Raw genomic sequence first — 22,147 nt, forward strand, 5'->3', positions numbered from 1 at the left:
TTCTCGGGCTGCACGGTGAGGAGCCAGCGGTGACGACGTTGACGGAGACACGGCTCGCCGAATACGTTCGCGACCAACTTCAGCCCCCGCTCGCGACGGTCGGCGGCTTCGCCCGGATGGGCGTGCTGGCGGGAAAAGCACTGTTCCGTGTGCCATTTCAGTGGCAGGAGTTCATCCTGCAGTGCTGGTTCATCATGAGGGTCTCGTTGCTGCCCACTATCGCGGTCTCAATCCCGCTGACCGTGCTCGTGGTCTTCACGCTCAATACCCTGCTGGCCGCCTTCGGTGCGGCGGACGTCTCGGGGGCGGGCGCGGCGCTGGGTGCGGTCACCCAGCTGGGCCCCCTGACCACGGTGTTGGTCATCGCGGGCGCCGGGTCTACGGCCATCTGCGCCGACTTGGGCGCCCGCACCATCCGCGAGGAGATCGACGCGATGGAGGTTCTCGGCATCGACCCCATCTACCGGCTGGTGGTGCCGCGCGTCGTCGCGGCAACCGTCGTCGCCACCCTGCTCAACGGAACCGTCATCACCATTGGATTGGTCGGCGGCTTCTTGTTCGGCGTTCACATCCAAAATGTCTCTGGGGGCGCATACTTGGCCACCCTGACCCTGGTCACCGGGTTGCCCGAGGTAGTGATCGCGACGGTCAAGGCCGCGGTGTTCGGACTGATCGCCGGGCTGGTCGGCTGCTACCGAGGGCTGACCACCAAGGGCGGCCCCAAGGGCGTCGGGATCGCCGTCAACGAAACCCTGGTGTTGTGCGTCCTCGCGTTGTTCGCGGTCAACGTGGTGCTGACCACGATCGGGGTGCGGTTCGGGACGGGGCGCTGAGATGTCGACGACTGCCGTTGTCCGGGCCCGCTTCCCGCGCGCAGCCGCCAATGTCAATCGTTACGTCGGCAGTGCCGGCCGAGGACTGGAGCAGGCCGGACAGCTGGCCCGGTTCGCGGCCAACGGCACCTGGTCGATTGGCTTGGCGCTGCGCCGCTATCGCACGGAGACGCTGCGGCTGATCGCCCAGATCGGCATGGGCACCGGTGCGATGGCCGTCATCGGCGGCACCGTCTCGATCATCGGCTTCACCACATTGTCCGGCGGGTCGCTCATCGCCATCCAAGGCTTCGCATCGCTGGGCAATATCGGCGTGGAGACCTTCACCGGGTTCTTCGCCGCCCTGGTCAATGTGCGTGTCGTTACCGCCTTGGTGACAGGCGTCGCACTGGCGGCCACCGTGGGTGCCGGCGCTACCGCCGAGCTGGGCGCCATGCGCATCAGCGAGGAGATCGATGCCCTGGAGGTGATGGGCATCAAGTCGATTTCGTTCCTGGCGTCCACCCGGATCGTGGCCGGCCTGGTGGTGGTCGTCCCGCTCTATGCGATGGCACTCGTGATGTCGTTCCTGGCGGGGCAAACCGTCACGACGTTGTTCTACGGACAGTCGGTGGGCACCTACGAGCACTACTTCCGGACATTCCTGCGCACCGAGGACGTGTTCTGGTCGGGCATGGAAGTCATCGTGATGGCGGTGGTCGTGATGATCACCCACTGTTACTACGGCTATAACGCGAGCGGCGGCCCGGTGGGGGTGGGCGAAGCGGTCGGCCGATCGATGCGGTTCTCGCTTGTCTCAACGGTGCTCGTTGTCCTGCTGACCTCGATGGCGCTCTACGGCGTCGATCCGAATTTCAACCTCACGGTTTAGTCGCCATGACCATCCCGATCAAGGAACGCAAGCCGCGCACCTGGCCGGACAAGTTGGCCGGCGTGGGGTTATTGCTGGCATGCGCCTTGGTGCTTGGGTTGACCTACGGACAGTTCCGTGGCGACTTCACCCCCACGACACGGTTGACGATGCTGGCCGCGCGGGCCGGACTGGTGATGGACAAGGGAGCGAAGGTCACCTATAACGGCGTCGAGGTCGGCCGGGTCGCTGAGATTTCCGAGATTGACCGGGACGGCAAGCCGGCGGCCAAGTTGGCGCTCGATGTCGATCCGAAGTACGTGAAGTTGATTCCGGCCAACGTCGACGCCAAAATCCAGGCCACCACGGTGTTCGGCAACAAATACGTTTCGTTCACCGCGCCCGAAGATCCGTCTCCCCAGTCGATCTCGCCGGGCGACGTCATCAACGCCATGTCGGTGACCACCGAATTCAACACGTTGTTCGAAACGCTGATGGAGCTTTCCGAGCAAGTCGATCCGATCAAGGTGAACCTGACGCTGAGCGCGGCTGCGGAGGCGCTGAGCGGATTGGGTAAGAAGTTCGGGGCTTCGATCGTCAACGGCAACGCCATCCTCGACGACGTGAATGCGCGGATGCCGACGATCCGTCACGACATCCGGCAAGTCGCGGCTCTGACGGAGACTTACGCGAACGCGGCACCCGATCTCGTTGACTTCATCAACAATGCGCTCACCACGGCGCACACGTTCAATGCACAACAAAACGATCTGGATGCCGCGCGGCTGGCGGCGATCGGCTTCGGCAACACGGCCGGCGACGTTTTCGAACGCGCTGCGCCGTATCTGGAACGCGTTGTCGGCGACCTTGTTCCGACGACCCGGCTACTCGACACCCACAGCCCCGCGCTGTTCTGCACGATCCGCAATATCTCCAATCTCGTACCCAAGATCACCGAGTTGGAGAGCGGTAACCAGTACTCCGCGGCGCTCGGGGTGGCAATCACCGGTGCGGAGAACCCCTACGTCTATCCCGACAATTTGCCCAGGACCAACGCCAGGGGCGGGCCCGGCGGCGCACCGGGCTGCTGGCAGCCGATCACCCGCGATCTGTGGCCGGCGCCGTATCTGGTGATGGACACCGGCATCAACATCGCGCCCTACAACCACTTCGAAATCAACCAGCCCCTCGCCATCGAATATGTGTGGGGACGCCAGTACGGGGAGAACACGATCAACCCATGAGAATCACCGGTCCGGTTATCCGGTTGGCCGCCATCGCGTCGGTGCAGTTGCTGTTCACTGCCATCATCGTGGTGGTTTTCGGTCAGATCCGGTTTGACCGAACCAACAGTTACTCCGCGGAATTCAGCAGTGCCAGCGGATTACGCGCCGGCCAGTTCGTCCGGGCTTCGGGTGTTGAAGTCGGCAAGGTCAAAAAAGTGGACCTGATCGACGACGACCGGCGGATCCTGGTCGTTTTCAGCGTCGAGCGGTCAGTGCAGCTGTACGAGTCGACTACGGCACAGATCCGCTACCAGGACCTGATCGGCAACCGCTATCTGGAAATTGGCCGCGGCGAGGGCGAGGCGGCCAACAAAGTTCTGCCTCCGGGCGGATTCATCCCGCTGGCGCGCACCCAGCCGGCGCTGGATCTCGACGCACTGATCGGCGGGTTCAAGCCGCTGTTTCGGGCGTTGAACCCGCAGAAGGTCAACAACATCGCCTCGTCGATCATCACCGTATTCCAGGGGCAAGGCGGAACCATCAACGACATTCTCGACCAGACCGCCGAGCTGGCTTCGCATCTGGCCGAGCGCGACCAGGCGATAGGCGAAGTGATCACCAACCTGAACACGCTGCTGGACACCACGGTTCGGCATCGGCAGGAGTTGGACCAGACTGTTGACAATATCGAGACATTGGTCACCGGCTTGAAAAACCGCGCCGATCCGCTGGCGGACGGCATGGCACATATCAGCCGGGCAGCCGGAACCGTAGCCGACCTACTGGCCGACAACCGAGAGCTGGTGCGTAGCGCCGTGAGCCACTTGGAGACCGTCGCCGCGCCGCTCGTCGAGAATCGTGGCCAAATCGGGGATCTGTTGTCGCAGTCACCGACCGCCTTCAATCTGGTCGGCCGCACCGGCGGTCTCTACGGTGACTTCTTCAACTTCTACCTGTGCGACCTGTCGATCCGGCTCAACGGATTGCAACCGGGCGGTCCGGTACGCACGGTCAGGCTTTTCCAACAGCCGACAGGCAGGTGCACGTTGCAATGAGAACGCTGGAACCTGCCAACCGGGTACGCGTCGGGGCGATGGCGATCGTCACGGCAGCCCTCGTTGTCGGTGTGGGGCAAAGCTTTAGCAGCGTTCCGATGCTGTTTGCGCAGCCGACTTACTACGTGCAGTTCAGCGACACCGGCGGCCTGTCCAAGGGCGACACGGTCCGCATCGCCGGCAAGGACGTCGGCATTGTTCAGAGCGTCGCCATCGAAGGCAACCACATCGTGATGAAATTCTCGACGGGCACTCACACCATCGGGACCGAAAGCCGATTGGCGATCAAGACCGAAACCGTTCTGGGCAAGAAGGTGCTCGAGGTCCAACCGCGCGGCTCGGAAAGACTGCGCCCGAACGACGTGCTGCCACTGGGGCAAAGCACCACCCCCTACCAGATCTACGACGCGTTCTTCGACGTCACCAAGGCCGCCGCCGGCTGGGACATCGATACCGTCAAAAAGTCATTGAATGTGTTGTCCGAAACCGTGAGCCAGACTTCTCCGCACCTGGGTGCCGCCCTCGACGGGGTGGCCAAGTTTTCCGACACCCTCGGCAAACGAGACGACCAGATCAAGCACTTGCTGACCTCGGCCAGGAAAGTAGCCGGTATCCTGGGGGACCGCGGGGAACAGATCAACGCGCTGCTGGTCAACGCGCGTGCATTGCTGGCGGCTTTCAATCAGCGGGACCGCGACATCAATGCGCTGCTGGGCAACGTCGCGGCCTTCTCCGGGCAAGTGCAGGGACTGATCAACGACAACCCGAACCTCAATCACCTTCTCGAGCAACTGCGCTCGGTGACCGACGTACTGGTCGAGCACAAAAACGACCTTGTCGCCGTGTTGACGAGCTTGCAGAAGTTCACCGCGTCGCTGAGCGAGGCCGTCAGTTCGGGGCCGTACTTCAAAGTCATGGTGGCCAACCTGCTGCCGTATCAAATTCTGCAGCCGTGGGTGGATGCGGCGTTCAAAAAGCGCGGCCTCGACCCGGAGGACTTCTGGCGCAGCGCGGGCCTGCCGGCGTTCCGGTTCCCCGACCCCAACGGCACCCGGTTCCCCAATGGTGCGCCGCCCCCCGCGCCGCCGGTGTTGGAAGGCACCCCGGATCATCCGGGACCGGCGGTGGCGCCGGGATCACCTTGCTCGTACACGCCAGCACCCGAACTGCTTCCGCGCCCGGGCAATCCGATGCCGTGTGCGGGAATTGACCAAGAGCAAGGCCCGTTCGGGCCCAATGGACCCTACCCGGCGTTGCCCGACGTGTTGTCGTCGCCGCCCAACCCCAAGGGCCTGCCCCCGACGCCGGGCATCCCGAGCGGGGGGCGGCAAGGTGTTGCGCCGCCCGACGTTCCGGGCACACCGGTGCCGTTGCCGCCGGCACCGCATGGAGCGCGGACAGAGCCGGTAGGGCCGGCCCCGCTACCCGCGGCGCCGCCGTCGCCGCTGCCACCGGGACCGCCGCCGCCACACGGACCAGGCCCACAGTTGCCGGCCCCGTTCATCACGCCCGACGGGACGGGAGGTAGCAGCCAATGAGCACCATCTTCGATATCCGAAAACTCCAGCTGCCCAGGCTTTCACGGGCGACAATCATCATCGGTTCGCTCGCGGTGGTGCTGGGTCTGGTCGCGACGGTCGCGGGCTGGCAGCTCTACCACCGGCTGACCAACAACACCGTTGTTGCCTACTTTCCGGCGGCGAATGCGCTTTATGTCGGCGACAAGGTTCAGATCATGGGCGTGCGGGTGGGCGCGATCGATGCGATCGAGCCGACCGGCGACAAGATGAAAGTCACCTTTCACTACCAAAACAAGTACAAGGTGCCCGCCGACGCCTCGGCGGCGATTCTCAACCCCACACTGGTGGCGTCGCGCAGCATCCAGTTGGAGCCGCCCTACGACGGCGGTCCGGTGATGGGCGACAACGCCGTAATTTCGATCGAACGCACCCAGGTGCCGGTCGAGTGGGACGACTTGCGCAACCAGGTCACCAACATCATCGACAAACTGGGTCCCACCCCCGAACAGCCCAAGGGTCCGTTCGGCGACGTGATCGAGTCGTTCGCCGACGGGTTGGCCGGCAAGGGCAAGCAGCTCAACACCACGCTGGATGGACTCTCGAAGGCACTGACCGCGCTCAACGAGGGCCGCGGGGACTTCTTCGCGGTGGCGCGCAGCCTGGCATTGTTCGTCAACGCGCTGCACCGAAACGACCAGCAATTCATCGAACTGAACCAACAACTCGCACACTTCACCAACATCTTCACCAGTTCGGATCAGGCGGTGGCCCGCGCAATACAGCAGACCGACGACCTGTTGTCGACCGGGCAGAAGTTCTTGTCCGAGAACCGTGAAGCGCTGACCCACGACCTCAACAACCTCGGCGAGGTGACCACCGCCATCGTGCAACCGACACCGATAGAGGGTTTGGAGACCGGACTCCATGTGCTGCCCCACATGGCCGCCAATGTCCTCGGGATCTACGAGCCGGCGCACGGCGGATTGACCGGAGTGCCGGCGCTGGTGAACTTCGCCAACCCAATGCAGTTCATCTGCAGCATGATTCAGGCCGGCAGCCGCCTGGGCTATCAGGATTCGGCCGAACTCTGCGCCCAGTATCTCGGACCGGTCCTGGATGCAATCAAATTCAACTACGTCCCGTTCGGCATCAACGTGGTCACCACCGCCGATACGTTGCCCAAAAACATCGCGTACTCAGAAGAGCGACTCCAGCCGCCACCGGGCTACAAAGACACCACGGTCCCCGGGATCTTCTCCCCGGATACTCCCTGGTCGCACCGTAACTCCGAACCGGGCTGGATCGTCGCGCCCGGCATGCAAGGAGTCGAGGTATCGCCCGCCACCGCGAGCTTGCTGACGCCAGAGTCGTTAACAGAGCTCATGGGCGGCCCGGACATTACGGCGCCACCGCCACGGCAGAACATGACCGGGCCGCCGAATGCCTACGACGAGAACAACCCACTACCGCCGCCGTGGTATCCACAACCGCTGCCGTCGCCGGCACCGGCACCAGGACCGCCGGCCGATGCTCCGCTCGGTGCCGCCGAGGCACCTGGACCGGCAGGCCCGGGCTCATGATGCGCGCGGTACACGCTGTGCGCCGGCGGGTTTGGCAGGGCGTGGCCCTACTGGCAGCGGCGGTGGTGCTGACGTCGTGTACGAGCTGGCGGGGTATCGCCAATGTGCCGTTGCCCGGCGGTCCCGGCAGCGGACCCGGTTCCTACACCATCTATGTGCAGATGCCGGACACCTTGGCGCTCAACGGCAACAGCCGGGTTCTGGTCGCCGACGTCTTCGTTGGGACCGTGCGGGCAATCGAGCTGAAGAACTGGATCGCCACGCTGACACTGGATTTGGACAAGGGCATTAAGCTGCCGAAGAACGCCACTGCGAAGATCGGCCAGACCAGCCTGCTGGGCTCTCAACACGTGGAGTTGGCAGCACCGCAGCACCCGTCGCCGCAGCTGCTGCAAAACGGCGACACCATCCCGTTGAAACACTCATCGGCGTATCCCTCGATCGAACGGACATTGGCCAGCGTGGCGATGGTGTTGCGCGGCGGCGGCATCCCGAATTTGGAGGTCGTGCAGGATGAGGTCAATAACATTCTGACCGGACGGGCCGGTCAGATCCGTGACTTCCTACACAAGCTGGATACCTTTACCCGCCAACTCAACCAGCAGCGCGACGACATCACTCGTGCCATCGACTCCACCAACCGGCTGGTGTCCTATCTGGCCGGCCGAACGGATGTACTGGATCGAGCACTCAGCGAATTGCCGCCGCTGGTCAAGTATTTCGCTGACGAGCACGTCCGGTTCGTCGAAGCGATCGATGCGGTGGGACGCATCAGCGCCGTCACGGACAAGACGCTGTCGGCATCGCAGGACAACCTCCACCAAGACCTGCAGCTACTGCAGCGACCGCTCAAGCAACTCGGCCGGTCCGCGCCCTATCTGGTGGAGTCGCTGAAGCTGCTGCTTTCGCCCCCGTTCACCCTCGACGCCTTGCCCAAAATCGTTCGCGGTGACTACATCAACGTATCCGGGGCGCTTGACCTGACGCTGAGCACCATCGACAACGCTGCCCTCACCGGCACCGGATTCTCCGGGGCACTGCGTGCCCTCGAACAGTCCTGGGGCCGTGATCCCGCCACGATGATTCCTGACATCCGATACACCCCCAACCCGGCCGATGCGCCGGTGGAGCGAGGGGACTGACGCGATGTTGACTCGGATGATCCGCGGCCAGTTGATCGTGTTCACCGTTTTGACGGTGGTGGCGCTGGTTGTGCTCGGCTGGTATTACCTGCGTATCCCGAGCCAGGTCGGCATCGGCCAGTACACCCTGACCGCGGAGCTGCCGGCTTCGGGCGGCCTGTACCGGACCTCCAACGTGACCTACGGAGGCATTCAGATCGGGAAGGTCACCAAGGTCGAGCCGACGAAGAAGGGCGCCCGGGCCACGCTCAGCATCGACAATCGCTACCGGATTCCGATCGACGCGTCCGCCAATGTGCATTCGGTGTCGGCGATCGGCGAGCAGTATCTGGATCTGGTCTCGACAGGGAATCCGGGCAAGTTCTTCTCGCCGGGGCAGACCATCACCAAGAGCACCGTCCCCAGCGAGATCGGGCCCGCGCTGGACGCCGCCAACCGCGGGCTGTCGGTGCTACCCAAGGAAAAGATCGGATCCCTGCTTGACGAGGGCGCCCAAGCCGTAGGGGGATTGGGGCCGTCGTTGCAACGACTCGTCGACTCCACCCAGGCCATCGTCGGCGACTTCAAGACCAACCTTTCCGACATCGACGACATCATTGCCCACTCGGCGCCGATCCTGGACAGCCAGGTCAACTCGGCGGACGAGATCGAACGTTGGTCCCACAACCTGGACGTGGTCGGCGTCCAGATCGCCGAGAAGGACCAAAACGTGAAAAGCATTCTGCGCCAGGCCGCGCCGACTGCCGATCAGATCAACGCGGTATTCGGCGATGTGCGCGAGGCGTTGCCGCAGACCCTGGCGAACCTGGCCATCGTTACCGACATGCTCAAGCGGTACAACAAGAATCTCGAGCAGCTGCTGGTCTTCTTGCCGGAGGTCGCGTCAATCGCCCAGACGGCGGTCGCCGGGTCGCCGGGGTCGGTGATCATGGACTTCAACCTGTCGATCAACAATCCGCCGCCCTGCCTGACCGGCTTCATTCCCGCATCGGAGTGGCGTTCACCGGCGGACACCAGCATTGCGCCGTTGCCGAGTGGAACCTATTGCAAGATCCCGCAAGACACGCCGGCCAACGCCGTGCGCGGCGCCCGCAACTTGCCGTGCGTCGACGTTCCCGGAAAGCGACGGGCCACGCCCATGGAGTGCCGCGACGACAAACCGTATGTCCCGTTGGGTACCAATCCGTGGTACGGCGACCCCAACCAGATCCACAACTGCCCGGCACCCGGCGCGCGCTGTGATCAGCCGGTCACCCCCGGCCAAGTGATACCGGCGCCCTCAATCAACAACGGCCTCAATCCGGCCTCAGCTGACCGGCTTCCCAAGCCGACTCCTCCGCGCAGCGATCCACTGCAACGCCCGGGAACGGGCACCGTGCAATGCAATGGGCAGCAGCCCAACCCGTGTGTCTACACCCCGGCCAGTCCGACGGCGATCTACAGTCCGTCGAGCGGTGAAGTGATGGGTCCCGACGGCGTGACGTGGGCCGTGCAGAACTCAATCGAAACTGGAGACGACGGCTGGAAGTCCATGCTCGCGCCGGCTGGCTGAGCTAATCCGCTCGGGCAGCGACGATTCCGTCGGCAACGGCCAACGCCATCGCCATGATCGATACCTGTGGGTTGACCTCCGGACAGCTGGGCAGGATCGACGCGTCAACGACCCAGACCCCGTCGACACCGCGCAGCCGGCCCGTCTCGTCGACCGGACAGCGCTGCTCGTCGGCACCGGCAGCGGCGGTACCGGTGGGATGAAAAGCAGCCAGGTGCAGGCTTTTCGGGTTCGTTCGCCGCAGCAAGCTCTGCAGCGCAGGCAGCGAGGATACCGTCGGCGCGCCGGGCAAGCCGGTGAGCACCTCGACGGCGCCGGCGGCGAACAGCAGCTTGCCGATGGCTTCCAGCGCGGTGATCAGCTTGGCGGTGTCGTCCGGGGTGATGTCGTAGCGCACGAGTGTCTGCCCGCGCGGCGAGTAAACCCGGCCCACGCCGCGGTCGGCAATCATCGCTCCGAATGTGGCGACCTGCGGGGCCCGCTCCAGCCAGCTCAGCAGCTCGGCGCCGTAACCGGGAAACACCATCGACCCCATGCCCGGCGGTGTCGACGTCGCTTCGATCAGCACGCCGTGCGTGGCGTGCAGTTCGTCGACCGCGGCGCTTTGCAGGACGCCACGCCATGCCATGATCTCGTCGTCGAAGTAGCCGGCCAGCATGGCGGCCGGATGCAGCGCGAGGTTGCGGCCGAGCCGGGGATGGCCGCCAAGGCCGCTGCGCCGCAGCAATCCCGGTGTCTCGGTCGCCCCGGCAGCAACGACGACGATGTCGGCGAGCACGTCGACGGCGGTACCGTCCGGGCGCCGGGCCCGGACGCCGCGGGCGCGACCGCTCGCCTGCAGTACCCGCTCGACGCGGGCACCCGATACGATCCGCGCGCCGCGCGCGCAGGCTTGCGGCAACGCGTTGAGGTGCACACCGAACTTGGCGTTGCGCGGGCAGCCGATCGCGCATTGGCAGCACGCATCGCAGCCGGGCGCGTTGCGTGGAATCGGCGCCGCGTGCCAGCCCAACGCCGCGGCCCCGTCGAGCAGTAGCCGGCCGTTGCGTCCCATGATCTCCAACGGGACGGGCGCCACCTGTAAGGTCTGCTCCACGTCGTCGAGGTGGCCGGCCAGCCGGTCTGGATCGGCGAGCCGCAAACCGAACTCGTCGCGCCAGCGCCGCTGGACGGGCAGCGGGGGCCGGTAACAGGTGCCGGAGTTGACGACGGTGGTGCCGCCCACCGCCCGCCCGATCGGCAGCACGACGGTCGGGCGTCCCAGCGCCAACGTGGCACCTGCGCCCCGATACAGCCCGGCGTAGCGGTCGATCGGGTGCATATCGCGAAATTCGTCGACGCTCCACCGCCGTCCCTCTTCGAGCACGACGGTGTTGATTCCGGCGCGGGCCAGAGTGTGGGCCGCCATGGCGCCGCCTGCCCCGGAGCCCACCACCACCGCGTCGGCGTGGATCACCGACGGAGCCTCAGTCGACGCGGTGATCGTCAGCGCCGCGTCGGGGCGGGCCACGTCGTGCTCGGTGCCGCGGTGCAGCAACTCCGCGGCGTAGCTGTCGGCGCCATTGGCGAGCAACACGATGGCTTTGAGCCCCTCGACTGCCGCGCCGGCATCGGGGCTGAAGGTGGCGACTCGGCGCAGCACTGCGGTGCGGCGGTCCGGGCTGAGTCGGGACAGCGACCGGCCCGTGGTGAGATAGCCTGCCGCCGCGAGGGATAGCAGCCCCGCGCGTAGCGCACGCCGGGATGCCGTGGGCAGCTGCGTGACGTAGCGGTCGACGCGTTCGACCAGCTGCGCCGGTGACGGGCCGCCGCTTTCCGGCGGAAGAAGCGCGGCCCCGAACGAGGCGGTCGCCCGTTCGGCGAGCCGAGTCATGTTCGTCCGAGCCGGCGGCCGAGCTTGAGAAAGAACGGATAGGTGGCAAAGATGCCGGCTGCCAGCGCATGCATCGGCCAATTCAGCTGCTGGGTGCGCACGCCGAAAACCCCGCTGTTCCACATGAAGTCGCGGCCGTTCTGAGCCCGGAACGGCCGCCACAGCAGGCCCAGCCCCGGCACGTTGTTGTACAGCCCGAACGAGCCGCCGAAGAACACCCCGAGCGTGGCGGCCTCGGCCGCGTCCCGCTGTTCAGCGGGAAGACCGCGTTCGATGAGCACACCGGAGGCGACCAGCATCGGTGGGTCGAGCAGAAAACTCATCACGGAATCCTTTCGTTGACGACGGGCGCTGCTGCGCCGCGCAGGCCGACTTCGGCGTGCCCGGTGCCGATCACCGCCCAACGGCGATTACCGACCTCGACGTGAACATCGGCCTGCTCGGTATTGGTGCACACCGCAGTCGCCCCATCCGGATCGGTGTATGCCAAGCTGACACAACGGGTTTCGGGCTGGTCGACACGGATCAGCACCGACTGTCCGCTGATCCGGCCCTCCAGCTGCCAGTGCTGTAAGCCGAGGATGGTTCGCATCCGCAGTGCCGGCAAGCCGTGGGCGGGCCAATCCTTTCCATCGATCCGGAACCGCACGAAGGCCATCGGTGGCAGCCGGCGCAGCCCGGGGGTGTGCGAGATCGCGGTGACCACTTCGAGGACGTCGCCGTTGCCGAGGTCTGCGTGAATCCAGCCCCAGCGCTTGGCATTACCGCGCCCGTAGATGTGGGCCACCCCGCCGCGCCAGCCGTCGAGGCGGTGCGCGGTGTTCTCGATGCTGACCGAGCCGGTGAACTGTGCGGTGGGGGCCAGAACGACTTGGGCGCCGGGCAACAGTCCGTGCTCCCAGGCCGCGCGCGGAAACGTCCACAGCGGGCGGCCGGTGTCCTTCCAGCGCAGATCCCACGCCAGTGAACCGGCGCGTCCGGCGAATTCTTCGCAGCTGATTCGCGCGTCGCCAAGCCGGAACCAGGCCGGCCCGGTCGCCGGTCCAACCGGTTCGGGACCGAAGCGTTCGGTGCGCGGTGGCCCGTCGACCGGGAACCATGTCGACCAGCCGTGCCCGTAAGGACGCGCTTGGGTCGGTGCCACGGTTTCGTAGTGCACCCACAGCCCGGCGCGGGTCACCGGATCCGACAGCGTCGCGTACCAGACTTCCAAGCGGCCGGGCTCGCCGCGCCAGCGCGGTGCGGCCGCCGAACGCAGTTCGTCGTCCATGAGCGTCTACTATATTGGTTGAGCCAATGAACCAGTCAAGTCCAATCCGGCCACCGGATCGCCAGCGCGTCGACGAGCAGATCGCCGCGTCGATCGCCGACGCGATCCTGGACGGCGCCTTCCCGCCCGGATCGACCCTGCCGCCGGAGCGAGAACTCGCCGAGCAACTCAATGTCAACCGCACCTCGCTGCGGCAGGGCCTGGCCCGGCTGCAGCACATGGGGCTGATCCAGGCCCGGCATGGCAGCGGCAACGTGGTCTGCGACCCCGGCGAGCTGACCCACCCGGCGGTGGTCGAGGCGCTGGTACGCAAGCTGGGCCCGGAATTCCTGGTCGAGGTGCTGGAGATCCGCGCGGCCTTCGGCCGGTTCATCGGACGGTTGGCCGCCGAGCGTGGCACCGGCGAGGACGCGGATGCGCTACGCGCCGCGCTGGACACAGTCCGCGCCACGACGACATCCGAGGCGCGGCAAGAGGCGGACCTAGCGTTCTTCCGGGTGCTCGTCCATGCCACCGGCAACCGGGCGCTGGGATTGTTGTACCGCTGGGTCGAAGACGCCTTCGGTGGTCGCGAACATGAGCTCACCGCCGCCTACGACGACGCCGACACAGTGCTGGCCGAGTTGAGTGCGATCACCGATGCGGTGCAGGCGCGCGACACGACGACGGCCGCGGCACGCGTCGAGGCCTATCTGGAAGCCAGCGCGCTGCGCATGGTCGAGTCCTTCCAGCAGGCTTACCCCGGGGATTAGCCGGCTATTCGGCGGCCCGGGTCGCCGGATGGACCGCGACGAGCCCTAATGCACTGCGCCGCTTGCACATTGCGGCCAGCTCGGCGTAGGCCTTTTCACCGAGCAGCTCAGTCAGTTCGGCGGCCAGGCTTTCCCACACCTGTTTGGCGCCGACATGGGCGGCCGGATCGCCGGTGCAATACCAGTGCAGGTCGGCGCCACCGGAACCCCAGCCGCGGCGGTCGTATTCGGTGACGGTGGTTTTGAGGATCTCGCTGCCGTCCGGACGGGTCACCCACTCCTGGCTCCGTCGGATCGGCAGCTGCCAGCAGACGTCGGGCTTCATTGTCAGCGGCTGCACGTCGAGCCGCAGCGCCGCGGTGTGCAGCGCGCACCCCGGCCCGGCCTCGAACCCGGGCCGGTTCAAGAAAATGCACGCACCCTTGTATTTGCGGGTGCGCCATTGCTCTTCGCCGTCGTGCTCGTCAAGCTCGAGATAACCCTTGCGGCCCAGTCCCTTTTCCCGGAACTGCCAGTCGTCGTCGGTCAGCCGGGAGACGGCATCGTCGAGCCGGGCGCGGTCGTCGTCATCGGACAAAAACGCTCCGTGCGAACAACATCCGTCGTCGGGGCGTCCGGCTACGGTGCCCTGGCAGGCCGGTGTGCCGAACACGCACGTCCAGCGCGACAGCAGCCAGGTGAGGTCGGCTGCGATCAGGTGTTCGGGATTGTCCGGGTCGTAGAACTCCACCCATTCGCGTGCGAAGTCCAATTCGACCTCGCCGGGATGGGCCGGATGCGAGCTGGTCACGATTTCCACGGTAGACCAACGTTCGGTCCGCTCAACGCCAACGTAGGCTGGTGTTTCGTGCGATTGGGTGTGCTTGACGTGGGCAGTAACACGGTCCATCTATTGGTCGTTGATGCGCGTCGGGGTGGACACCCGACGCCGATGAGTTCGACCAAGGCCACGCTGCGGCTGGCCGAGGCCACCGACAGCTCCGGGAAGATCACCCGCCGCGGTGCCGACAAACTGATCTCGACGATCGACGAGTTCAGCAAGATCGCGGTCAGCTCGGGCTGCGCGGAGCTGATGGCGTTTGCGACCTCTGCGGTTCGTGACGCGGAGAACTCCGAGGATGTGCTGTCCCGAGTGCGCGCCGAGACCGGCGTCGAGCTCCAGGTGCTGCGCGGGGTCGACGAGTCGCGGCTGACCTTCCTGTCGGTGCGCCGCTGGTACGGGTGGAGTGCCGGACGGATCATCAACCTCGACATCGGCGGCGGATCGCTGGAACTGTCCAGCGGCGTCGACGAGGAACCCGAGGTCGCGTTGTCGCTGCCGCTGGGTGCCGGACGCCTGACCCGCGACTGGCTGCAAGACGATCCACCCGGCCGGCGGCGAGTCGGCATGCTGCGCGACTGGCTGGACTCCGAGTTGGCCGACGCCAGCGAAACCGTCCTGGAAGCGGGCAACCCCGACCTCGCGGTCGCGACATCGAAGACCTTCCGGTCGCTGGCCCGGCTCACCGGCGCGGCGCCCTCGGCGGCGGGGACCCGGGTGAAGCGGACGCTGACCACCAGTGGCCTCAGACAACTCATATCTTTCATCTCTAGGATGACGACCGCTGACCGTGCCGAGCTGGAAGGAGTGAGTGCCGAGCGGGCGCCGCAGATCGTGGCGGGCGCTCTGGTGGCCGAGGCGAGTATGCGAGCGCTGTCGATCGAAACCGTGGACATCTGCCCGTGGGCACTGCGGGAAGGTCTCATTTTGCGCAAACTCGACAGCGAAGCCGATGGAACCGCTCTCGTCGAAACGTCCGTGCGGGATGCTGGTAACCGGCACGCTGATCGGGCTGCTGTTGGCCGATCGAGGAGCAACACACCATGACTGGACCCAATGACAGCTCGAGCACCCGGCCGATCTCGGTAGCCGAACTGCTGGCCAAGAACGGCACTATCGGCTCGCCGCCGCCCGCTGGCCGTCGTCGCCGTCGGCGCGGCAACGACGACGCGGTGACCGTCGCCGAATTGACCGGCGAAATCCCGGTCGTCACTGAAGACGCCGAGCCCGACGAGACACCCGCTGCCGCGCCGGCATCGCACTCCCGTCGCCCCAATGGCGCGGTCCGGGTTGACAAGCCGGCGGACGATGAGGCCGCCGACACCACCTCGTACTGGTCCGAACCACAGCCCCGCTGGCCCGAATCCCCGCCGCAGCCCGCGCGCGAATCGCGGCCCGAGCGCAGCCCCTACCCGCTGCCCGTGCGCAAATCCGTCCCGGTCGACGATGAGCAGACCGGCGACGATGCCGACCGGACTGCGGCGCAAGCGGGTGCCGAGGGGATGAACCCGGATCCGTTGGAGGATTACGCCGGCATACCCGTCGACGTGATGGACACCGACGTCCGGGAAGCCGAACCGGCCGCTGACGACTCCGCTTACGTGCGGTCGTATCTGCGCGCCTCGGCGAGCCGACTCTTTGGCGGCAAGAATGCATCCGATGAAGCCGAGGCCGACGACGACTACGCCGACTTCGACGACGTCGACGAGGATTACCCCGATATCGACGATCTCGACGGCGAAGTGGCCGCTGATGTCGACGACGCCTACGCGTTGCCCGGCCGCACCGAGACCATGGTGCGCGGCGGTGTGGTTGTGCTGCAGTCGATCCTGGCCGTCGCCTTTGGTGCCGGGTTGTTCATCGCGTTCGACCAGCTGTGGCGGTGGAACAACATCGTGGCCCTGGTGCTGTCGGTGCTGGTCATTCTCGGCCTGGTGGTCGGAGTGCGGGTGGTCCGCAAGACCGAGGACATCGCCAGCACGTTGATCGCGGTCGCGGTGGGGGCACTGGTGACGCTGGGGCCGTTGGCGTTGTTGCAGTCCGGCTAACTGGTCAGTGCGCCCAGCCATCAAGGTCGGTCTGTCGACGGCCTCGGTCTATCCGATGAGGACCGAGGCCGCTTTCGAGTACGCGGCCGACCTCGGCTACGACGGTGTCGAGCTGATGGTGTGGGGCGAATCGGTCAGCCAGGATGTTGCCGCCGTCGCCAAGCTCTCCCGGCGCTACCGGATGCCGGTGCTGTCTGTGCACGCCCCCTGTCTGCTGATCTCGCAACGGGTCTGGGGCGCCAATCCGATTTCGAAGCTGGAGCGCAGCGTGCGGGCCGCCGAAAAGCTGGGCGCCCAAACCGTCGTCGTGCATCCGCCGTTTCGGTGGCAGCGGCGCTACGCCGAAGGGTTCGCCGAGCAGGTCGCCGAGCTGGAAGCCGCCGGCGACGTGCTGGTGGCGGTCGAGAACATGTTCCCGTTCCGCGCCGACCGGTTCTTCGGAGCCGGGCAGTCCATCGAGCGGATGCGACGCCGGGGCGGGGGGCCCGGCCTGGGCATTTCGGCGTTCTCGCCGTCCTACGATCCGCTGGACGGCAACCATGCGCACTACACCCTGGATCTGTCCCATACCGCGACCGCCGGCAGCGACGCGCTGGAAATGGCCGAACGGATGGGTTCGGGCCTGGTGCACCTGCATCTGTGCGACGGCAACGGGCTGCCCGCCGACGAGCACCTGGTGCCCGGCAGGGGCAGCCAGCCGGTCGTGGAGGTGTGCGAGATGTTGGCCGCCGGCGGCTTCGCGGGCCACGTCGTGCTGGAAGTTTCCACGTCGGCGGCGCGTTCGGCCCACGAGCGCGAAGCGATGCTGACCGAGTCGCTGCAGTTTGCCCGTACGTATCTGTTGCGTTGAGGCCCAAAGACGCCGAAGGAAGCTGATGAGCCCTGGATCAACCCTGTTCAGCGACGCGATGATGTTGCACGAGTCGGACGTCGACGGCGTGTTCGAGGGGGAGCTGAACGAGCACTGGACTATTGGCCCCAAGGTGCACGGCGGCGCGATGCTGGCGTTGTGCGCCAATGCCGCGCGCACCGTCCACGGTGACCCCAGCGTGCAGCCGGTCGCGGTGTCAGGCAGTTATTTGTGGGCGCCCGACCCCGGCCCGATGCGACTGGTGACGTCGATCCGCAAGCGCGGCCGGCGAATCAGCGTGGTCGACGTCGAACTCAATCAGGGCGAGCGCACCGCGGTGCACGCCGTGGTCACCCTCGGCGAGCCGGAGCACATGGTCCCGCCGTTGCTGTCGGCCAATCCGGTCACTGAGCTGATGGCGCCCGAACCGCCCGCCGACGTCGCGCCGATCCGTCCTGGGCATCCGATGGCCGGCCTGGTGCACCTGGCCGAGGGCTGCGACGTGCGGCCGCTGGTGTCGACGCTGGAGCCCACCGATGGCCGGCCGCCGATGATCCAGATGTGGGTGCGGCCGCGCGGCATGGCTCCCGATGCGTTGTTCGCGCTGATGTGCGGAGACGTGTCGGCGCCAGTGAGCTTCGCGGTGGGCCGCACCGGCTGGGCCCCCACTGTGCAACTCACCGCCTATCTGCGCGGATTACCCGCCGACGGCTGGCTGCGGGTGGTGTGCACGTGCATGCAGATCGGCCAGGACTGGTTCGACGAGGACCACACCGTCGTCGACTACGAGGGCCGCATCGTGGTGCAGACCCGTCAGCTGGCGATGGTGCCTGGCCGCTGAGTAACCGAGGTCTGCCATGCTTGCCGACATGGCGAGAATCGCGATCATCGGCGGCGGAATGATGGGGGAGGCGTTGCTTTCCGGCCTGCTGCGGGCGGGGCGGCAGGTCAAAGACCTCGTGGTGGCCGAACGGCTGCCCGACCGCGCGCGATACCTAGCCGAGACGTATTCGGTGCTGGTGACTTCGCTGACCGACGCGGTGGAAAACGCGACGTTCATCATCGTCGCGGTGAAGCCCTCCGACGTCGACTCGGTCGTCGGCGAGATCGCGCACGCGGCCACCCAGGCCGAGGACGACCGCCCAGAGCAGGTGTTCATCACCGTCGCGGCCGGCGTCACCATCAGCTACCTGGAAGCCAAACTGCCGGCCGGCACGCCGGTGGTGCGGGTGATGCCCAACGCGCCGGCGCTGGTCGGGGCGGGAGTCAGCGCGCTGGCCAAAGGCCGCTTTGTCGCCCCGGAACAGCACAAAGAGGTTGCCGCATTATTCGATTGCGTCGGCACGGTACTTACCGTCTCCGAGACCCAGCTGGACGCGGTGACCGCGGTGTCGGGGTCGGGCCCGGCGTATTTCTTCCTGATGGTCGAGGCGTTGGTTGACGCGGGCGTCGGCGTGGGCCTGACCCGTCAAGTCGCCACCGAACTGGTCGCCCAGACGATGGTGGGGTCGGCGGCAATGTTGTTGGAGCGGATGGAGCAGGACCGGGCCCCGGCCAGCGAAGCGGCGCCCGACCTCACCATCGACACGACGGCGGCGCGGTTGCGGGCGACGGTAACGTCGCCGGGTGGTACTACCGCGGCTGCGCTGCGGGAACTCGAACGCGGTGGTTTGCGCAGCGCGGTCGACGGGGCGGTGCAGGCCGCGAAAAGGCGCTCTGAGCAGCTAAGAATCACACCAGAGTAATTCATAAATTTTTTCTGATTTCCTACCACCCGTCGCAGGAACCCCACTAGTCCCGCTATTCTCCTCTTTGTATGCACGCGTGCGTGCCAGCGGAGGGGAAGCCGCTGGGACTGCGCGGGCCTGACTGATTGGGTTGCGATGACGTCTATGAACGGGCCATCGGCGCGGGATTCAGGTGGCGGTAAATCGGCACGGGACACGGGTTCGCCCGACGGCCAACAGCCCAGGACACAATTTCTCACTGTGGCCGAGGTGGCGGCGCTGATGCGGGTCAGCAAGATGACGGTCTACCGGTTGGTGCACAACGGTGAACTGCCTGCGGTGCGTGTCGGGCGATCCTTCCGGGTGCACGCGAAGGCCGTGCACGACATGCTGGAGAGCTCCTACTTCGACGCCGGCTAAGGCCCACACCGCGTGGAGAGTGCGGTCACGGCGTCCACTGTGCGCTCAGGGTGGCGCTCGTCGGCGTGTCGTCGCCCTGGATGCACGGTCGACGCTTTTCCGTTCCGGGTGGCGGCCCAGGTAGAGTGGCCGGGTCATTTCACCAGCGGCCACGGTGGACTCGGATGGCCACACAGATAGCGGAGTTATGGGCTCAGTAATCAAGAAGCGGCGCAAGAGGATGTCGAAGAAGAAGCACCGCAAGCTGCTTCGCCGTACCCGGGTGCAGCGCAGAAAACTCGGCAAGTAATTTTTCGGCCCGAACTCGCCGCTGGCCGCCGTTGTTTGGTAACGCCGTAGTAGCACCAGCCCGTTAGGCTGGCGGGGTGGATTCGACGGATGGTCAACCCGGTGCCGGAACGGGCTCCAAAACACGCGGCACGGGCACCGATACCGTCCATTACCCCAAAGTCGTACTGGTCACCGGTGCGTGCCGGTTTCTGGGCGGTTACCTGACGGCCCGACTCGCCCAGAACCCGTTGATCAATCGGGTGATCGCGGTGGATGCGATAGCGCCCAGCAAGGACATGCTGCGGCGGATGGGCCGCGCCGAATTCGTCCGCGCCGACATCCGCAACCCCTTTATCGCCAAGGTGATTCGAAACGGCGATGTCGACACCGTGGTGCACGCGGCGGCGGCGTCGTTTGCGCCGCGGGCCGGGGGCGGCGCGGCGTTGAAAGAAATCAACGTAATGGGCGCGATGCAATTGTTCGCGGCCTGCCAAAAGGCGCCCTCGCTGCGTCGCGTCGTGCTGAAGTCGACGTCGGAGGTCTACGGTTCCAACCCGCACGACCCGGTGATGTTCACCGAGGACAGCAGCAGCCGTCGCCCCTTCCGGGAGGGCTTCCCCAAAGACAGCCTCGACATCGAGGGGTATGCGCGCGGGTTGGGCCGGCGGCGGTCCGATATCTCGGTGACCATTTTGCGGCTGGCCAACATGATCGGCCCGGCGATGGACACCACCCTGTCGCGCTACCTGGCCGGGCCGCTGGTCCCGACGGTGGTCGGCCGCGACGCCCGGCTGCAGCTGCTGCACGAGCAGGACGGGCTGGGCGCGTTGGAGCGGGCCGCGATGGCCGGCAAAGCCGGCACGTTCAACGTCGGCGCCAGCGGCATCATGATGCTGTCCCAGGCGATCCGGCGCGCCGGCCGAATCCCGCTGCCAATACCCGGAATCGCGTTAGGGGCGCTCGATTCGCTGAGACGAGCTAATCGCTACACCGAAATCAACCGTGAGCAACTCGACTATCTCAGCTATGGCCGAGTTATGGACACCACCCGAATGCGCGACGAACTCGACTTCCACCCAAAGTGGACGACGGCTGAAGCATTCGACGATTACCTTCGCGGCCGAGCCATGACTCCCATTATTAGACCGGAGTTGGTACTCTCCTTGGAAGGTCATGCCGTATCCGCAGCGCAGCGCCTAGGCAACCTGAAATCAATCCCATGGGGTGGGGGCAGGTAGATATCGTGGCGGGCGAAAACCGGGCGAAAGTCATTCCGCTGCACTCGAATCCGAATCGTGCAGCCGCGCAGCGGCGTGCCGGTCAACGGACCGACGCCTCGCGTCGACACCCGTCACTGCTTTCCGATCCGGACGCGCGGGCATCGGCCGAGCAGATCGCCGCGGTCGTCCGCGAGATCGATCAGCACCGCCGGGACGCCGGCGGGAGGCCCGAAGCCGCATCGTCCGGCAACGACCTTGCGCAGCGGGTGGGCGCCGTCGCCGAATTCCTCCGCCAGCGGCTCACCGGTGACTACAACATCGACGAGTTCGGCTTCGATCCGCATTTCAACGACGCGATCGTGCGGCCTTTGCTGAGGTTCTTCTTCAAGTCCTGGTTCCGCGTCGAGGTCAGCGGTGTTGAGAATTTGCCGGACACCGGTGCCGCGCTGGTGGTCGCCAACCACGCCGGCGTGCTGCCGTTCGACGGGCTGATGGCCTCAGTGGCAGTGCACGACGAACACCCGGCCGGCCGCGACCTGCGGTTGTTGGCTGCCGACATGGTGTTCGACCTGCCCGTGATCGGCGAGACCGCCCGCAAGGCCGGCCACACCATGGCCTGCACCGCCGACGCCCACCGGCTGCTGGCCGCCGGCGAACTCACCGCGGTGTTCCCCGAGGGATACAAGGGGTTGGGCAAGCGATTCAAGGACCGCTACAAGCTGCAGCGCTTCGGCCGCGGCGGGTTCGTGTCGGCGGCGCTACGCACCAAGGCGCCGATCGTGCCGTGCTCGATCGTCGGCTCCGAGGAGATCTATCCGATGGTGGCAGACCTCAAGCTGCTGGCGCGGCTGTTCGGCCTGCCCTACTTCCCGATCACCCCGCTGTTCCCGCTGGCCGGTCCGGCCGGGCTGTTGCCGTTGCCGTCGAAATGGCATATCGCCTTCGGTGAGCCGATCTCGACGACCGATTACGAAGCGGCCGACGCCGACGACCCGATGGTCACCTTCGAATTGACGGATCAGGTGCGCGAGACGATCCAGCAGACGCTGTACCGCCTATTGGCCGGGCGGCGCAACGTGTTCTTGGGCTAGCACCGACGAGCGGCCGAACGTCGACTTGTTGGGCGAAAAGCCTTGAAT

At 66.0% G+C, this 22,147-nt stretch carries 22 protein-coding genes; 18 read left to right on the forward strand and 4 right to left on the reverse strand.

The genetic code is table 11. The annotated features are described in order from the left end of the window. Window positions 1-116: 116 nt before the first annotated feature. From AC5Y42_RS01675 to AC5Y42_RS01710, 8 genes are read left to right on the forward strand one after another with little or no spacing between them, the layout of a single operon-like run. A complete protein-coding gene (locus tag AC5Y42_RS01675) occupies window positions 117-833 on the forward strand; it encodes an MlaE family ABC transporter permease (protein WP_499895831.1) in 717 nt (238 codons plus the stop codon). A 1-nt stretch (window position 834) separates the two neighbouring features. After that, the gene (locus AC5Y42_RS01680) at window positions 835-1,704 is read left to right on the forward strand and encodes an ABC transporter permease (protein ID WP_499895283.1); all 870 of its coding nucleotides are present in this window, start codon (window positions 835-837) and stop codon (window positions 1,702-1,704) included. Window positions 1,705-1,709: 5 nt separating this feature from the next. Beyond that, window positions 1,710-2,927, forward strand: coding sequence for an MCE family protein (locus AC5Y42_RS01685; protein WP_499895284.1), 1,218 nt, complete (start codon window positions 1,710-1,712; stop codon window positions 2,925-2,927). After that, a complete protein-coding gene (locus tag AC5Y42_RS01690; protein ID WP_499895285.1) occupies window positions 2,924-3,964 on the forward strand; it encodes a virulence factor Mce family protein in 1,041 nt (346 codons plus the stop codon). Before AC5Y42_RS01685 ends, AC5Y42_RS01690 begins: the two co-directional genes overlap by 4 nt. Further along, the gene (locus AC5Y42_RS01695; RefSeq protein WP_499895287.1) at window positions 3,961-5,502 is read left to right on the forward strand and encodes a virulence factor Mce family protein; all 1,542 of its coding nucleotides are present in this window, start codon (window positions 3,961-3,963) and stop codon (window positions 5,500-5,502) included. The genes AC5Y42_RS01690 and AC5Y42_RS01695 overlap by 4 nt, the downstream gene beginning before the upstream one ends. Then, a complete protein-coding gene (locus tag AC5Y42_RS01700) occupies window positions 5,499-7,064 on the forward strand; it encodes a virulence factor Mce family protein (RefSeq protein ID WP_499895288.1) in 1,566 nt (521 codons plus the stop codon). The genes AC5Y42_RS01695 and AC5Y42_RS01700 overlap by 4 nt, the downstream gene beginning before the upstream one ends. Then, window positions 7,064-8,206: a virulence factor Mce family protein gene (locus AC5Y42_RS01705; protein ID WP_499895832.1), complete on the forward strand. Its 1,143-nt coding sequence runs from the start codon at window positions 7,064-7,066 to the stop codon at window positions 8,204-8,206. The genes AC5Y42_RS01700 and AC5Y42_RS01705 overlap by 1 nt, the downstream gene beginning before the upstream one ends. Before the next feature lie 4 nt (window positions 8,207-8,210). Continuing rightward, window positions 8,211-9,758, forward strand: a complete 1,548-nt coding sequence (locus AC5Y42_RS01710) for an MCE family protein (RefSeq protein ID WP_499895289.1) — start codon at window positions 8,211-8,213, stop codon at window positions 9,756-9,758. A 1-nt stretch (window position 9,759) separates the two neighbouring features. On the opposite strand, the gene AC5Y42_RS01715 is transcribed toward AC5Y42_RS01710, so the two are convergent. From AC5Y42_RS01715 to AC5Y42_RS01725, 3 genes are read right to left on the reverse strand one after another with little or no spacing between them, the layout of a single operon-like run. Then, complete coding sequence (locus AC5Y42_RS01715; RefSeq protein WP_499895290.1) at window positions 9,760-11,631, reverse strand: GMC family oxidoreductase N-terminal domain-containing protein; 1,872 nt, start codon at window positions 11,629-11,631, stop codon at window positions 9,760-9,762. Further along, window positions 11,628-11,954, reverse strand: coding sequence for a hypothetical protein (locus tag AC5Y42_RS01720; RefSeq protein ID WP_499895291.1), 327 nt, complete (start codon window positions 11,952-11,954; stop codon window positions 11,628-11,630). The genes AC5Y42_RS01715 and AC5Y42_RS01720 overlap by 4 nt, the downstream gene beginning before the upstream one ends. Further along, window positions 11,954-12,901 (reverse strand): tocopherol cyclase family protein, encoded by a 948-nt coding sequence (locus AC5Y42_RS01725; protein ID WP_499895292.1) that lies wholly within the window; start codon window positions 12,899-12,901, stop codon window positions 11,954-11,956. The genes AC5Y42_RS01720 and AC5Y42_RS01725 overlap by 1 nt, the downstream gene beginning before the upstream one ends. A gap of 26 nt (window positions 12,902-12,927) precedes the next feature. Between AC5Y42_RS01725 and AC5Y42_RS01730 the strand changes: the two genes are divergently transcribed. After that, window positions 12,928-13,653 (forward strand): FadR/GntR family transcriptional regulator, encoded by a 726-nt coding sequence (locus AC5Y42_RS01730; protein WP_499895294.1) that lies wholly within the window; start codon window positions 12,928-12,930, stop codon window positions 13,651-13,653. 4 nt (window positions 13,654-13,657) lie between these two features. Here AC5Y42_RS01730 and AC5Y42_RS01735 read toward each other — a convergent pair whose 3' ends face one another. Beyond that, window positions 13,658-14,443 (reverse strand): DUF3109 family protein, encoded by a 786-nt coding sequence (locus AC5Y42_RS01735; RefSeq protein ID WP_499895296.1) that lies wholly within the window; start codon window positions 14,441-14,443, stop codon window positions 13,658-13,660. Between the two features lie 57 nt (window positions 14,444-14,500). On the opposite strand from AC5Y42_RS01735, the gene AC5Y42_RS01740 reads away from it, so the two are divergent. From AC5Y42_RS01740 to AC5Y42_RS01780, 9 genes are all read left to right on the forward strand, one after another. Beyond that, the gene (locus tag AC5Y42_RS01740) at window positions 14,501-15,520 is read left to right on the forward strand and encodes a Ppx/GppA family phosphatase (protein ID WP_499895297.1); all 1,020 of its coding nucleotides are present in this window, start codon (window positions 14,501-14,503) and stop codon (window positions 15,518-15,520) included. Beyond that, window positions 15,517-16,521 carry an Rv0497 family membrane protein gene (locus AC5Y42_RS01745; RefSeq protein WP_499895299.1) on the forward strand — a complete coding sequence of 335 codons (1,005 nt, stop codon included), beginning with the start codon at window positions 15,517-15,519 and terminating at the stop codon, window positions 16,519-16,521. The genes AC5Y42_RS01740 and AC5Y42_RS01745 overlap by 4 nt, the downstream gene beginning before the upstream one ends. 7 nt (window positions 16,522-16,528) lie before the next feature. After that, on the forward strand, window positions 16,529-17,371 hold the full coding sequence (locus tag AC5Y42_RS01750; protein WP_499895300.1) for a sugar phosphate isomerase/epimerase family protein: 843 nt from the start codon (window positions 16,529-16,531) through the stop codon (window positions 17,369-17,371). Between the two features lie 25 nt (window positions 17,372-17,396). Continuing rightward, window positions 17,397-18,212, forward strand: coding sequence for a thioesterase family protein (locus AC5Y42_RS01755; protein ID WP_499895302.1), 816 nt, complete (start codon window positions 17,397-17,399; stop codon window positions 18,210-18,212). A 28-nt stretch (window positions 18,213-18,240) separates the two neighbouring features. After that, window positions 18,241-19,116: a pyrroline-5-carboxylate reductase gene (gene proC, locus AC5Y42_RS01760; RefSeq protein ID WP_499895304.1), complete on the forward strand. Its 876-nt coding sequence runs from the start codon at window positions 18,241-18,243 to the stop codon at window positions 19,114-19,116. A 138-nt stretch (window positions 19,117-19,254) separates the two neighbouring features. Further along, window positions 19,255-19,518 carry a helix-turn-helix domain-containing protein gene (locus AC5Y42_RS01765; protein WP_499895306.1) on the forward strand — a complete coding sequence of 88 codons (264 nt, stop codon included), beginning with the start codon at window positions 19,255-19,257 and terminating at the stop codon, window positions 19,516-19,518. Window positions 19,519-19,705: 187 nt separating this feature from the next. Continuing rightward, window positions 19,706-19,807, forward strand: a complete 102-nt coding sequence (locus AC5Y42_RS01770; RefSeq protein WP_003402602.1) for a 30S ribosomal protein bS22 — start codon at window positions 19,706-19,708, stop codon at window positions 19,805-19,807. Between the two features lie 76 nt (window positions 19,808-19,883). After that, window positions 19,884-21,026 (forward strand): SDR family oxidoreductase, encoded by a 1,143-nt coding sequence (locus AC5Y42_RS01775; protein WP_499895307.1) that lies wholly within the window; start codon window positions 19,884-19,886, stop codon window positions 21,024-21,026. Then, window positions 21,008-22,099, forward strand: coding sequence for a lysophospholipid acyltransferase family protein (locus tag AC5Y42_RS01780; RefSeq protein ID WP_499895309.1), 1,092 nt, complete (start codon window positions 21,008-21,010; stop codon window positions 22,097-22,099). Before AC5Y42_RS01775 ends, AC5Y42_RS01780 begins: the two co-directional genes overlap by 19 nt. The last annotated feature ends 48 nt before the right edge of the window (window positions 22,100-22,147 follow it).

The organism is Mycobacterium sp. NGS48, assembly GCF_059812585.1.

Coding starts and splice junctions, on each gene's coding strand:
- AC5Y42_RS01675 (WP_499895831.1), top strand. CDS start 117: ATGGGCGTGCTGGCGGGAAAAGCACTGTTCCGTGTGCCATTTCAGTGG.
- AC5Y42_RS01680 (WP_499895283.1), top strand. CDS start 835: ATGTCGACGACTGCCGTTGTCCGGGCCCGCTTCCCGCGCGCAGCCGCC.
- AC5Y42_RS01685 (WP_499895284.1), top strand. CDS start 1,710: ATGACCATCCCGATCAAGGAACGCAAGCCGCGCACCTGGCCGGACAAG.
- AC5Y42_RS01690 (WP_499895285.1), top strand. CDS start 2,924: ATGAGAATCACCGGTCCGGTTATCCGGTTGGCCGCCATCGCGTCGGTG.
- AC5Y42_RS01695 (WP_499895287.1), top strand. CDS start 3,961: ATGAGAACGCTGGAACCTGCCAACCGGGTACGCGTCGGGGCGATGGCG.
- AC5Y42_RS01700 (WP_499895288.1), top strand. CDS start 5,499: ATGAGCACCATCTTCGATATCCGAAAACTCCAGCTGCCCAGGCTTTCA.
- AC5Y42_RS01705 (WP_499895832.1), top strand. CDS start 7,064: ATGCGCGCGGTACACGCTGTGCGCCGGCGGGTTTGGCAGGGCGTGGCC.
- AC5Y42_RS01710 (WP_499895289.1), top strand. CDS start 8,211: ATGTTGACTCGGATGATCCGCGGCCAGTTGATCGTGTTCACCGTTTTG.
- AC5Y42_RS01715 (WP_499895290.1), bottom strand. CDS start 11,631: ATGACTCGGCTCGCCGAACGGGCGACCGCCTCGTTCGGGGCCGCGCTT.
- AC5Y42_RS01720 (WP_499895291.1), bottom strand. CDS start 11,954: ATGAGTTTTCTGCTCGACCCACCGATGCTGGTCGCCTCCGGTGTGCTC.
- AC5Y42_RS01725 (WP_499895292.1), bottom strand. CDS start 12,901: ATGGACGACGAACTGCGTTCGGCGGCCGCACCGCGCTGGCGCGGCGAG.
- AC5Y42_RS01730 (WP_499895294.1), top strand. CDS start 12,928: ATGAACCAGTCAAGTCCAATCCGGCCACCGGATCGCCAGCGCGTCGAC.
- AC5Y42_RS01745 (WP_499895299.1), top strand. CDS start 15,517: ATGACTGGACCCAATGACAGCTCGAGCACCCGGCCGATCTCGGTAGCC.
- AC5Y42_RS01755 (WP_499895302.1), top strand. CDS start 17,397: ATGAGCCCTGGATCAACCCTGTTCAGCGACGCGATGATGTTGCACGAG.
- proC (WP_499895304.1), top strand. CDS start 18,241: ATGGCGAGAATCGCGATCATCGGCGGCGGAATGATGGGGGAGGCGTTG.
- AC5Y42_RS01765 (WP_499895306.1), top strand. CDS start 19,255: ATGACGTCTATGAACGGGCCATCGGCGCGGGATTCAGGTGGCGGTAAA.
- AC5Y42_RS01770 (WP_003402602.1), top strand. CDS start 19,706: ATGGGCTCAGTAATCAAGAAGCGGCGCAAGAGGATGTCGAAGAAGAAG.
- AC5Y42_RS01780 (WP_499895309.1), top strand. CDS start 21,008: ATGGGGTGGGGGCAGGTAGATATCGTGGCGGGCGAAAACCGGGCGAAA.